Consider the following 12,860-nt stretch of genomic DNA (forward strand, 5'->3'; position numbering starts at 1 on the left):
CGCCAGCGGCCGCAGCCGCCGGCTCAAGCCGCCGCTGTCGAGGCGCGCACCGTCCGGACCACGACCGACCGCAGCGCTTCGAGATTGGCCGCCATGCCGGCGATCGCCTGCCTGACCTCCGCGGCCCGCTCGTTCACGGAGGCGGCGTCGCGGCTGACATTGCCGATCTTGGCCGAGACCTCTTTCGCGGCGGACGCCGATTCGGAGATCGACCGCGTGATCTCGCGCGTCGCGGCGTCCTGCTCTTCCATCGCCGCGGCAACCGAGGTGGCAACGCCGTCGATCTCGACGATATGGCCTCCCATGGTTTCGACGGCGTCCACCGCGGCCTGCGTCGAGGCCTGGACCTCGGCAATCAGCCGCCCGATCTCCTCGGTGGATTTGGCGGTCTGGTCGGACAGGGATTTCACTTCCGCGGCGACCACCGCGAAGCCGCGGCCGGCCTCGCCAGCGCGCGCCGCCTCGATCGTGGCGTTGAGCGCCAGCAGGTTGGTCTGCCCCGCGATGCCGCCGATGAGGTCGGAGACCTCGGCGATCTTCTTCACCGCGCCCGCCAGCGCCTGGATGGTCGAACGCGCCTGCTCCCGACCGGCGACCGCCGATTTGGTGACCGTGCTGGTCCGCGCGACCTGGGTCGCGATCTCGCGGATCGAGGCACTGAGCTCTTCCGCCGCGGCCGAGACGGTCTGCGAGCTGCCAAGGGCCTGGGTGGAGGCCGCGGCGACCGCCTGCGACTGCGCGGAGAGCGACCTCGCGATCTCGGATAGGCCGGTAGCGGCGTGCTCCACGCCTTTTGTCGCCGCGCTCGCGGTGTCGACCGATCGGCCGGTCTCGCGCTCGACGATTTCGGCCATCTGGTGCAGGGCTCCGCGCTTGGCAAGCGCCGCGTCCTGCTCCTTTTGCAATTGCTCCTCGCGCAGGCGGGAATTCTCGACCGCGGCCTGCTTGAACACCAGCAGGGCGGCCGCCATCGAGCCGACTTCGTCCTGGCGGTGCGCGAACGGAATGTCGGCGGCCAGATCGCCGGTCGCGAGCTTCTGCATCGTGCCCGTCATGCGGACGATCGGGCGCACCACGCCGAGGGCAACCCCGAGCAGGCCGGCGGCGATGAAGGTGAGCACGGCGGCCGAGACGCCGAGGAGGACATAGAGCATCGAGCTGTCGCGCTCCGCGGCCAGCTTCTCGATGTCGGCATTCTGCTTGTTGGCGCTCTCGACGATGCTGTCGATGACGGCGCGATGCGCGGTGTAGGCATCCTTCAGCTGCGCATAGGCGCGCTCGGCGGCAGCCATGTCCTTGGCCTTGAGGGCCGGCAGTAGCTGGTCGGACAACAGCTTCCAGAACTTCTGCACCTCGGCATCGGACTTCGACACCAGCGCCGTCTTCAGGTCGGCAGAAAGGCTGGAGCCGACCCAGAATGCCTTGCGATCGTCGTAGTCCTTGCGGAGCTGGACCAGGCGCTCGCCATGGGCCGCCAGCTGGTCCGGCTCGCGCATGGCGAGGGTGGCCTCGAGATAGGCCTCGATGACGTATTCCGGCGGCGGCAGGATGTCCGCGATGAGGTCGTTGCCCAGCTTGATGTCGGAATAGAGCGGCCCGCCGACCTTCAGTTCTTTCAAGGCGTACAGGCTGGTCGAAACCACGGCGGCAAAGCCGATGGCGAGCGCGATTCCGAACGCGATGATCGCGGAGGACAATGACAAGCGAATGTTCATGGAAGGATCCGGAGCCCCGCATCAGATTCGGTGATCCTAGATCGTTACGGTAAATACGGACTTGCCCGCGGGAGCGACAGCAAGAGAAATGCTCCGCAAAACTACGGGAAGTAGGCCCTCAAGCGATCAGGTTTGAGTCAGCGAGACTGACACATAAGCGCGAAAGAGAACGATCTCAGGTGTGATTCGCCACACACCGGCCTCGCTTGCGCCGGATGAGAAAGCCTGCCGGCGACTGACACCGCCGGAGCGCCTCATCCCGAACGTCGAAGTCCCGTCTCGCCGTCGCCTGCGAAGGCAGGTCAAGCCGATGGACCGGCTGTCTACCTCGTGCGTCGCGATCAGGCCGCAACGGCCTCGCCGAAATTGCGGGCGAGCCAGCCAGCGAGATCGGCACTCTGAGCGGCGTCCAGCCTGAACGCAACATGTGCGGCCTCGCCATCGTGAGTTCGAACGGTAAATGGCAGCGCCGACGCCAAGCCCCTGATTTGCAGCAGGCCGGTTTCCCCGACATGGATTTGCGGCGCGCAACGAACCCAGGCGCCGCCTTCCGAAAGGTCGACCAGCGTCGTCGCGTGCACGGCCTGCCTGGCGTCGGTCACCGACACCTGCAGATCGGTCGGATAGCGCCGCGCCGAACGACGATCGACCTCTGCCGTCGAGCTGCGGACCGTGCGGACCAGGACGGATTTGAGCGACGCCAGGTTCGCCGACACGCTGGAGATTGCCTCACGCATCTCGCTGGCACGCTCGTTGACCGAATCGGCATTGTGGCTGACATGGACGATCTTGGTGGAGACCTCCTTGGCCGCGGACGCCGACTCCGAGATCGAGCGAGCGATCTCGCGCGTCGCGGCGTCCTGCTCTTCCATCGCGGCCGCGACAGAAGTCGCAACGCCATCAATCTCGATGATATGGCTGCCCATATCCTCGACGGCGGCAACGGCCGCCTGAGTCGATGCCTGGATCTCGGCGATCAGGCGCGCGATCTCCTCGGTCGATTTGGCCGTCTGGTTGGACAACGACTTGACCTCGGCGGCGACCACGGCAAATCCGCGTCCGGCATCACCCGCACGCGCCGCCTCGATCGTGGCGTTCAGCGCCAGCAGGTTGGTCTGGCCGGCGATGCCGCCGATGAGATCGGTGACCTCCGCGATCTTCTTCACCGAACCCGACAGGGCCTGGATGGTCGTGCGCGCCTGCTCGCGGCCCGCGACGGCTGATTTCGTCACCTGGCTTGCGCGCGCGAGCTGGCTCGAAATCTCGCGAATTGACGCGGTCAGCTCCTCGGCCGCCGACGATACGGTTTCCGCACTGGCCAGCGCCTGCTCGGATGCAGCGGCGACGGCTTGCGATTCCGTCGACAGCTCGCAGGCGATCCCCGAAAGGTTGGAAGCGGTCCGCTCCACGCCTTGCGTTGCCGCAGCAGCCATCTCGACCGACGCGCCGGTTTCCCGCTCGACTGTCTCCGCCATGCCCAAGAGCGCTTCACGCTTGGCTATGGCCGCCTGCTTTTCTGTCCGTACCTGTTCGTCACGCAGCCGGGCATTGTCCAGCGCGCTCTGCTTGAATACCGCAAGCGCACTCGCCATGGAACCGACCTCGTCGCGACGGGCGGCGTAGGGTACTTCCGCCGTCAAGTCTCCCGTCGCCAACTTCTGCATCGCGCCGGTCATGTTGACAATCGGGCGGACAACCCCGAGGACGACGAACGCGAGGCCTCCAGCGATCAGCGCGAGAACGGCGGCGGACACGCCTTGCACGACATATGAGATTGACGAGTCGCGATCGGCCGCGAGCTTCTCCATATCTGCGTTCTGCTTATTGGCGCCCGCCACGATGCCATCGATGATGGTGCGGTGAGCGCTGTAGACGTCTTTCAATTGGGCATAGATACGCTGGGCAGCGGCCTCGTCCTTGCTCTTCAGTGCCGGCAGAAGCTGGTCGATGACGAGTTTCCAGAACTTCTGCACTTCGGTGTCCGATCGCGTGACAAGCACGGTCTTCAGATCCTGAGCCAGCGGGGAAGTGCTCCAGAACGCCTTGCGATCTTCATAGTCCTTGCGCAGCTGAACGAGCCGCTCGCCATGAACAGCAAGCTGATCCGGCTCGCGCATCGCCAACGTCGCTTCCAAATAGGCCTCGAGCACATAGGCGGGTGGCGGCAGGATATCGGCGACGAGGTCATTGCCGAGCTTGATGTCGGAATAGAGCGGCCCACCAACCTTGAGCTCGCGAAGCGCGTAAGCACTGCTGGCGACGACAGCCACAAAGCCGAGGACGAGCAGAACGCCGAAGAGAATGATCGCTGAGGAGATCGACAAACGAAGCTTCATGAAAGGACCCGCAGTATGAGTTGTCCTATTCGTAGCCCGTTGTCCTCAACGGACATTGAATGAAGCTGTCGGAAACTGGCAGCGAGAGCTACGTACGATACCGGAGGTCGCGGGCTCGCGGGTGAAGGCCCATATCGAGATACCAATAACTTGTGAGCCAAAACGCGAATGCCCGGGCGGCCCCGGGCATCTCAACATGGACGGCCAACAAACTCCGTCGTTTCACACGTCGAAGAACACCGTCTCGTTGTCGCCCTGAAGCCGCAGGTCGAGGCGATAGACCGCCTTGCCGGCTTCGCGCACCGCCGTCAGCGTGGCGCGGCGGTCGGCGGGTACCAGCGCGAGCACCGGGTCGGCGGCATTGCCGGCCTCGTCGCTGAAATAGATCCGGGTATAGAGATGCCGCAGCATGCCGCGCCCGAACACCGCAAGAAGAATGTGCGGCGCCTGCGGCTTGCCGTCGGGATCCGGCACCACGCCCGGCTTGATGGTCTCGAAAGCGTAGTTGCCATCCTTGTCGGTGCCGCAGCGCGCAAAACCGCGGAAGCTCGCATTCGGCAACGCGCGCTTGTCCTGCGGGTCGGCAAAGCGGCCCTGCGCGTCTGCCTGCCAGATCTCGAGCATGACGTCAGGCACGACGACGCCGTCGCCATCGAACACGCGGCCCTCGATCCGGACGCGGTCGCCGGTAACGTCAGGCGTGAGCGTGGAGCTGGTGAACGCGTCGTTCCAGGCGTATTCGCCGGTCGGCGTCAGGCCGTATTTGAAGAACGGGCCGACCGTCTGCGATGGCGTGATCCCGTTGTCCTTCACATTGTCCTGCACTTAATGGTTCTCCATAGGCGTGGCGTTCTTGCCGCGCAGCACGATGTCAAAGCGGTAGCACAGCGCCCATTCGGGCTGGGTGTTCTCGAGGTCGAACGCGGAGACCATCCGCGCCCGCGCCTTCTCGTCCGGCACCGAGTTGAAGATCGGATCGAACGGAAACAGGGGATCGTTCGGGAAATACATTTGCGTCACGAGCCGCGTGACGAAGGAATGACCGAACACCGAGAGATGGATGTGGGCCGGGCGCCAAGCGTTGTGATGATTGCCCCAGGGATACGCGCCGGGCTTGATGGTGACGAAACGATAGTACCCGGAGGCATCGCTGACGGTGCGGCCCGCGCCGGTGAAATTCGGATCGAGCGGGGCCGGGTGCTGGTCGCGGACGTGAACGTAGCGGCCGCAGGAATTGGCCTGCCAGATCTCGACCAGCGAGTTCGGCACGCCGCGGCCGTCCTCGTCGCGCACATGGCCGTGCACGATGATGCGCTCGCCAATCGGCTCGCCCGTATGCTGGGTGGTGAGATCGCTGTCGCCCTCGCGCAAGGTCTCGTGGCCGTAGACGGGGCCGGTCAATTCCGACAGCGTGTGGCGCATCGGGATCAAGGGCTTGTTCGGCGCGCGCTTGATCGAACTCTTGTACTCGGGCGACAGCGGCAACGGATGCGCCTTGTTGCTGTCGACGGGATAGATGAATGTCATGGGCGAACTCCTCCCCGGCCATTTCGGATCGGCCGGTCAACGCTTCCGTCAATCATTATAGGATATAACTAATTTGGGGAAGCGAGTTTGGCAGTCCCCCTGCGCCCGGTGCCTGGCACAAGCGGCCTATTTGATCGGCGGACGCGGCAGCACGGCTTCGCCGGCCTCGAGCCGGTAGGTGTGGTCGAGCGAATACCAGGGCGTCGCGACATCGCGCTCGGTCGGATGCGGCGAATCATGGCGCAGGAAATGGCCGATCAGCGCTTGTGTCACACCGAACTGCACGTCGCTGTCGATATGCGGATCGGCGGGGTCGTAGACCTGCGAGATCAGCACCTTGAATCCGGGCTTGAAGACCAAAGCGTGCAGGTGTGCGGGACGATAGGGGTGCCGGGTCTGCGCCTTGAGCAGGCGGCCTACCACGCCATCGGTCGGGATGGGATAACCGATCATCATCACCGAACGGAAAGCGAAGCGCCCATCCTCATCGGTCGTGAACTTGCCGCGCAGGTTCATGTCGGCCTGCTCGGGATCCTGGTTCTCATAGAGCCCGACCGGTGAGGCGTGCCAGACATCGACCTCGGCGCCGGCGATCGGCCGGCCGGCCTTGTCCACGACGCGGCCGTTGACGAACAGCGACGCCCCCGGCGTCTCGGAGCGCACGATCGATCCGCCGTTCTCTACCCGCGGCGAGTTCAACCGCCAGAAGGGTCCGAGCAGCGACTGATCCGTCTCCGTATTGCCCTGATCGCCGTTGTTCAGCAGGCAGACGAGCGGGGAGACCCCGAGCGAGCCCGCCATCAACACGACTTCATTATGCGTGTCGGTGGTCAGCTTGCCGAGCTCGGCCACGATCGCGGTGGCGTCGCGGAATTCCTTCTCGGTCAGGCGCACATCGCGGACGAAGCCATGCAGGTGCTTGACCAGCGAGACCATGATCTGGCGCATCCGCGGATCGGAGGTTCGCTCCATCACCGCCAAGGCGGCGGCCGTGACGTCCTGCTCGCGCGCGATGATCATGGCACGATCCCTGAAACCCTCTCCCCGCAAGCGGGGAGAGGGAGGAGAGAGCTCAATTCAACTTCTCGATCGCGACGGCAACACCCTGGCCGACACCGACGCACATGGTGGCCAGCGCCAGCTTGCCGCCGCGCTTTTCCATGCCGTGCACGGCGGTGAGCGCCAGCCGCGCGCCGCTCATGCCGAGGGGATGGCCGAGCGCAATGGCGCCGCCGTGCGGGTTGACGAAATCCGCATCGTCGGCAACGCCGAGCTGGCGCATGCAGGCGATGCCCTGCGAGGCGAAGGCCTCGTTGAGCTCGATCAGGTCGAAATCGCTGATCTTCTTGCCGAGCCGTTCCATCAGCTTGCGCGTTGCTGGCACCGGGCCGATGCCCATGATGCGCGGCGGCACGCCGGCCGAGGCGAGGCCGAGGATACGCGCGCGCGGCGTCAGGCCGTGCCTCTTCACGGCCGCCTCCGAGGCGAGGATCATCGCGGCGGCGCCGTCATTGACGCCAGAGGCATTGCCGGCGGTCACCGTGCCGGGATTGCGCACGATCGGCTTCAGCTTGGCGAGGCCCTCCAGCGTGGTCTCGGGACGCGGATGCTCGTCCTTGTCGACCGTTATCGGGCCCGCCTTGCCGCCGGGAATGGTGATCGGAATGATCTCTTCGGCGAAATAGCCGGCGGCGATCGCCGCACCGGCACGCTGCTGCGAGCGGATCGCGAAGGCGTCCTGGTCGGCGCGCGAGACCTGGAATTCCTCGGCGACGTTCTCGCCGGTCTCGGGCATGGCGTCGACACCATACTGCGCCTTCAGCAGCGGATTGATGAAGCGCCAGCCGATGGTGGTGTCAAAGATCTCGGCGGAGCGGGAGAACGCTTCCTGCGCCTTGCCCATCACGAACGGTGCGCGCGTCATGGATTCGACGCCGCCCGCAATCGCAAGCTCGATCTCGCCAGAGCGGATGGCGCGGCCAGCGGCGCCGACCGCATCGAGGCCGGAGGCGCAAAGGCGATTGAGCGTCTGGCCGGGAACCGAATCCGGGAGCCCTGCGAGCAGCAGCGCCATGCGCGCGACGTTGCGGTTGTCCTCGCCGGCCTGGTTGGCGCAGCCGAAAAAGACTTCGTCCACCTGCGCCCAGTCGAGATTGGGATGTTTTGCCATCAGCGCCTTGATCGGGGCTGCCGCCAGGTCGTCGGCGCGAACCTTGGCGAGCGAGCCGCCGAAACGACCGATCGGGGTCCGCACGGCATCGCAGATAAAGACGTCACGCATCGCTGTTCTCCCTGAATGCCGCGGTTCGGCCAGAATTCTTCAATGACGGCGGAGTTTTAGGAGGGCGCCCGCGGCAGGTCAATTGACTGATACGCGCTTGTTCCGTGGGGGGCGCACGCCGGCCACGCATGCCGCGGTGCGGACAACGTGGAAAACCTCCCGTCCCGGGCCAAAGCGATAGTTTGGCTGGACGAAATTGGGTAGTTTCCGCCGCTCATGACACTACAGCAGCCCATTCCCGCGCCAGAACCTGAACCGACGCCCGCGCCGCAGGTAGAAGCCGCCGCGCGCGTCACGCCGATGATGGAGCAATACCTTGAAATCAAGGCGGCGCATCAGGGCCTCTTGCTGTTCTACCGGATGGGCGATTTCTACGAATTGTTCTTCGAGGACGCCGAGATCGCCTCGAAGACGCTCGGCATCGTGCTGACCAAGCGCGGCAAGCATCAGGGCGCGGACATTCCGATGTGCGGCGTGCCGGTCGAGCGCTCCGAGGATTATCTGCACCGCCTGATCACCGCCGGCCACCGGGTCGCGGTGTGCGAGCAGACCGAGGATCCCGCCGCCGCGAAAGCGCGCGGCAACAAGAGCGTGGTGCGCCGCGGCGTGGTACGGCTGGTGACGCCGGGCACGCTGACCGAGGACACGCTGCTCGACGCACGCGCCAACAATTACCTGCTGGCGATTGCGCGCGCCCGCTCCTCCGGCGGCGGCGACCGCTTCGGCCTCGCCTGGATCGACATCTCGACCGCCGAATTCACCGTGATGGAATGTTCGGGCGGCGAGCTCGCCGCGACACTGGCGCGCATCAACCCGAACGAGGCCATCGTCACCGACGCGCTCTATAACGACAGCGAGCTCGGGCAGACCTTGCGCGAATTGCCGGCAGTGACGCCGCTGACCCGCGACGTCTTCGACGGCGCCACCGCCGAGAAGCGGCTCTGCGGCTATTTTGCCGTCGCGACCATGGACGGGCTGGCGCAGCTGACGCGGTTGGAGGCCACCGCCGCGGCGGCCGCCGTCACCTATGTCGACCGCACCCAGGTCGGCAAGCATCCGCCGCTGTCGCCGCCAGCCCGCGAAGCCTCTGGCGCCACAATGGCGATCGATCCGGCGACGCGTGCCAATCTCGAATTGACGCGAACGCTCGCCGGCGAGCGCCGCGGCTCGCTGCTCGACGCGATCGACTGCACGGTGACCTCGGCCGGCTCGCGTTTGCTGGCGCAGCGGTTAGCAGCGCCCCTGACCGACGCTCCGGCAATTGCAAGGCGGCTCGATGCCGTCAGCGCCTTCGTTGCGGATTCGGCCGCGCGCGAGGACATCCGCAGCATCCTGCGCGGCGCGCCCGACATGTCGCGGGCGCTGGCCCGCCTCTCGGTCGGCCGCGGCGGACCGCGCGACCTTGCCGGCTTGCGCGACGGCATCGTCGCCGCCGACCAGGTGCTGTCGCGGCTCGGCGAGATCGACCAGCCGCCGCAGGAGATCGCCGCGGTCATGGCAGCCCTGCAACGTCCGTCGCGCGAATTGGCATCCGAACTTGCCTGCGCGCTCGACGATCAATTGCCACTGATCAAGCGCGACGGCGGCTTCGTTCGTCAGGGCTACGAGCCCGCGCTGGACGAAACGCGAAGCCTGCGCGACGCCTCGCGCCTGGTGGTCGCTTCGATGCAGGCGCGCTACGCCGACCACACGGGCGTCAAGGGTCTCAAGATCCGGCACAACAATGTGCTCGGCTATTTCGTCGAGGTCACCGCGCAGCACGGCGACAAGCTGATGTCGGCGCCCTTGAACGCCACTTTCATTCACCGCCAGACGCTGGCGGGACAGGTTCGCTTCACCACCTCCGAACTCGGGGAGATCGAAGCCAAGATCGCCAACGCCGGCGACCGTGCGCTCGGGCTCGAGCTCGAGATCTTTGAACGGCTCTGCGCCAGAGCACTGGATATCAGCGATGACCTGCGCGCCGCCGCCCATGCCTTCGCATTGCTCGACGTCGCGACCTCGCTGGCCAAGCTCGCAATCGACGACAATTACGTGCGGCCCGAGGTCGACGAGTCCCTCGGCTTCGCCATCGAGGCCGGCCGCCATCCCGTGGTGGAGCAGGCGCTCAAGCGCAACGGCGAGCCGTTCATCGCCAATGCCTGCGACCTGTCGCCGGGACCTGCGCAAAAATCCGGCCAGCTTTGGCTGCTGACCGGTCCCAACATGGCCGGTAAATCGACCTTCCTGCGCCAGAACGCGCTGATTGCGCTGCTCGCCCAGGTCGGCAGCTTCGTGCCGGCGACGCGCGCGCGGATCGGCATCATCGACCGCCTGTTCTCTCGCGTCGGCGCCGCCGACGATCTTGCCCGCGGCCGTTCCACTTTCATGGTGGAGATGGTCGAGACCGCCGCGATCCTGAACCAGGCCGGCGAGCGTTCACTCGTGATCCTCGACGAGATCGGCCGCGGCACCGCGACCTTCGACGGCCTCTCGATCGCCTGGGCCGCGATCGAGCATCTGCACGAGAGCAATCGCTGCCGCACGCTGTTCGCGACGCATTATCACGAGCTGACGGCGCTCTCGGCAAAACTGCCGCGGATGTTCAACGCCACCGTGCGCGTCAAGGAGTGGCAGGGCAATGTCGTTTTCCTGCACGAGGTGCTGCCGGGCTCGGCCGACCGCTCCTACGGCATCCAGGTGGCCAAACTCGCCGGCCTGCCGCCTGCGGTCATCTCGCGCGCCAAATCGGTGCTGGCAAAACTCGAAGCCCAGGATCGCGGCCAGACCGCGCGCGCCCTCGCCGACGACCTTCCCCTGTTCGCGGTGCCCTCGCGCGCCGCGGCCGAAGCAGCACCGCCGAGCGAAGCCGAACTGCTGATGGACGCGGTGAAGGCGCTGCACCCCGACGAGATGTCGCCGCGCGAAGCGCTCGATGCGTTGTATGCGTTGAAGGCGAAACTGCCGAAGCAGTGACAGACGCGGTCGGTTACGCCTTCGGCTAACCCACACACCGAAGCTCACGCCAGCCGCTTCCTGCGCCCGTACCACCACAGCGTCAGATTCCACGCGATGCAGGTCGTAAGCGCGAGGCTGAGGCCGATCGCGGAGCCGAAATTGGCCGCGCCGACATGCACCACGGCGATCGCCATGCCGAATCCGAGCAGACCCCAGGCCGAATTGGCCAGCACAGCCGCCGTCGGCGGACCGCCGATGCGCGGATGCAGGATCACCATGATGCTGGAGAACACCACCGGATACAGCGCGATGATGCCGCTGATCCTGGGGCCGACCCAGCCCGACGTCGAGACCACGATGGCGACAAGGGTTGCAACCAGCGCAGCGCGCATCGGCACGTCATACCAGCGGCGCGTCACCAGCGGCATCTTCACGTGGCGATAGCCCGCCAGCAGTGGAATGCAGATGCCGAACGCGATGAAGTTCACGACCAGCCCGGCGATGAGCGACCAGTCGAACTGGCGGATGATTGAGGCCAGCACGATCCAGACCGCGAACGCGCTTCCGCAACTCACCACGACACTGTGCCGCTGCGCCAGCACGACATAGGTGAGGCACATGAAGATCGTCGCCGCATTGACCGGCAGGCTCGACAGCGCGCCCTGCGCGATGAAGGCGGCGTCATGGTCGAGCGCGAGGAAGACATAGGACGGGCCGGCCGAGATCGGCAGGGTCGCCACCAGCGCGCCGATCACCGGGCCCGAACGCTCGGTGATGACAGACGCCGTCACGACGAACGCGGCCGCGATCGCCATGCGCAGTAGAAGGAAGAGGATGAAGTGGGGGTCGGGGGACATGGGTGGCCGTGAACACCCTCCCCTGGAGGGGGAGGGTAAGAAGTCACATCCGCTGCATCGACACCGAGACCTTCGGGCCGTTCTTGATGGTCTGGTAGACCACGCAATAGCGTTCGGTGAGCTTGAGCAGCAGATCGAGCTTGTCCTGCGGAGCGTCGGTATCAACCTCGAAGCGCAGGCGGATCTCGGCGAAGCCGACCGGGGTCTCCTTGTCGATGCCGAGCGTGCCGCGAAAGTCGAGATCGCCCTCGGCATAGACGTTGCCGGTCTTGAGCGGCACCTCGATCGCAGTCGCAACCGATTTCAGCGTGACGCCGGCGCAGGCAACCAGCGCCTCGAGCAGCATGTCGCCGGAGCAGAGCTCGAGGCCGGAGCCGCCGGTGCCCGGATGCAATCCGGCCATCGCGATGGCGCGGCCGGTCTCGACCTTGCAGGCGATGCCTTCGCTGTCAGTCGACCCCTTTGCCTTCAGCGTGATCATCGCGGTCTTGGGATCGGTCTTGTAGCGTTCCTTGATCGGAGCCTGCATCTGGCGCAGTTCGGCGGCGTCCATCTTGTTCTCTCCCGGAAAATTCGTCTCTACGAAGTACCGGCTTGCGATGTACCGGCCCAGAGAGAAAATGTCACCACCACATGGCCTGACCGGGACCCTGGGTTGCGTCAAGGTCGGGCACGCTGCGGTCGAGCGAACGGTCGAGTGACGTCAGCACACTTCGCTTGAAATTCTCGAACAGCGGCGAATTGCAGTCGCGCGGCCGGCCCAGATTGATCTCGATCCGGTCGAACAGCCGGCCCGGGCGGGGCCTCATCACCAGCACGCGGTCGGCCAGCACCACAGCCTCGTCGATGTCGCAGCGGATCAGCGCGGTCTTGCCGTCCGCGTGCTGAAGCAGCTCCGGCGCGATGTCCTTCTCGCTCAGGCCTGCGCCCAGCAGCGCGCGCACCAGGAAGATGTACGGATCGGCGCCGCGCGTCACCGCGACGCGCTCGCCCTTCAGATCGGCGACGCTTGCGGATTTCCTTGAGCGGATCCGCCGCCTTCGCCGCTTGGGTCACAGCAAGAGCCACCGCTCCCGCCAGCAGAATGCGTCGTATAATGTTTGTCCTGCCCAACCCCTCCGAAACTTCATTGTTTTTCAAGGAGTTATACCTAGAGATCAACGAGAAAATCCCGCCCTTGAAACCGGGTCGCCTGGGAACAACTTTG

10 protein-coding genes and 1 pseudogene are annotated in these 12,860 nt (G+C 65.6%); 2 read left to right on the plus strand and 9 right to left on the minus strand.

What is annotated here, in order from left to right; all coding sequences use genetic code 11:
- Positions 1-23: 23 nt before the first annotated feature.
- Positions 24-1,715: a methyl-accepting chemotaxis protein gene (locus JQ572_RS18075; protein WP_211384003.1), complete on the minus strand. Its 1,692-nt coding sequence runs from the start codon at positions 1,713-1,715 to the stop codon at positions 24-26.
- Between the two features lie 341 nt (positions 1,716-2,056).
- Complete coding sequence (locus tag JQ572_RS18080) at positions 2,057-3,832, minus strand: methyl-accepting chemotaxis protein (RefSeq protein ID WP_249129075.1); 1,776 nt, start codon at positions 3,830-3,832, stop codon at positions 2,057-2,059.
- Between JQ572_RS18080 and JQ572_RS35075 the strand changes: the two genes are divergently transcribed.
- Positions 3,803-4,027 carry a hypothetical protein gene (locus tag JQ572_RS35075; RefSeq protein ID WP_249129074.1) on the plus strand — a complete coding sequence of 75 codons (225 nt, stop codon included), beginning with the start codon at positions 3,803-3,805 and terminating at the stop codon, positions 4,025-4,027. The two genes, JQ572_RS18080 and JQ572_RS35075, sit on opposite strands and share 30 nt — an antisense overlap.
- A gap of 246 nt (positions 4,028-4,273) precedes the next feature.
- Here the strand turns inward: JQ572_RS35075 and pcaG are convergent, their stop codons facing one another.
- The 4 genes from pcaG to pcaF form a co-directional block, all read right to left on the minus strand.
- Entirely contained in the window at positions 4,274-4,876 is a 603-nt protein-coding gene (gene pcaG, locus JQ572_RS18085) for a protocatechuate 3,4-dioxygenase subunit alpha (RefSeq protein ID WP_211384001.1), read from the minus strand.
- The gene (pcaH, locus tag JQ572_RS18090) at positions 4,877-5,578 is read right to left on the minus strand and encodes a protocatechuate 3,4-dioxygenase subunit beta (RefSeq protein WP_211384000.1); all 702 of its coding nucleotides are present in this window, start codon (positions 5,576-5,578) and stop codon (positions 4,877-4,879) included.
- Between the two features lie 126 nt (positions 5,579-5,704).
- Positions 5,705-6,598: a dioxygenase family protein gene (locus JQ572_RS18095; protein ID WP_211383999.1), complete on the minus strand. Its 894-nt coding sequence runs from the start codon at positions 6,596-6,598 to the stop codon at positions 5,705-5,707.
- Positions 6,599-6,650: 52 nt separating this feature from the next.
- The gene (gene pcaF / locus JQ572_RS18100; RefSeq protein WP_211383998.1) at positions 6,651-7,859 is read right to left on the minus strand and encodes a 3-oxoadipyl-CoA thiolase; all 1,209 of its coding nucleotides are present in this window, start codon (positions 7,857-7,859) and stop codon (positions 6,651-6,653) included.
- 216 nt (positions 7,860-8,075) lie between these two features.
- On the opposite strand from pcaF, the gene mutS reads away from it, so the two are divergent.
- Positions 8,076-10,814, plus strand: a complete 2,739-nt coding sequence (mutS, locus tag JQ572_RS18105) for a DNA mismatch repair protein MutS (protein WP_211383997.1) — start codon at positions 8,076-8,078, stop codon at positions 10,812-10,814.
- Positions 10,815-10,858: 44 nt separating this feature from the next.
- Here mutS and JQ572_RS18110 read toward each other — a convergent pair whose 3' ends face one another.
- The 3 genes and pseudogenes from JQ572_RS18110 to JQ572_RS35540 all read right to left on the minus strand — a co-directional run.
- On the minus strand, positions 10,859-11,653 hold the full coding sequence (locus tag JQ572_RS18110) for a hypothetical protein (RefSeq protein ID WP_211383996.1): 795 nt from the start codon (positions 11,651-11,653) through the stop codon (positions 10,859-10,861).
- 43 nt (positions 11,654-11,696) lie between these two features.
- Entirely contained in the window at positions 11,697-12,206 is a 510-nt protein-coding gene (locus JQ572_RS18115; RefSeq protein WP_211383995.1) for an OsmC family protein, read from the minus strand.
- A 70-nt stretch (positions 12,207-12,276) separates the two neighbouring features.
- A pseudogene (locus JQ572_RS35540) lies at positions 12,277-12,504 on the minus strand (ABC transporter ATP-binding protein); the annotation flags it as partial.
- Positions 12,505-12,860: the final 356 nt, after the last annotated feature.

The sequence above is a fragment of the Bradyrhizobium sp. SZCCT0153 genome, assembly GCF_018129995.1.
GTDB classification, from domain to species: Bacteria; Pseudomonadota; Alphaproteobacteria; order Rhizobiales; family Xanthobacteraceae; genus Bradyrhizobium; species Bradyrhizobium japonicum_G.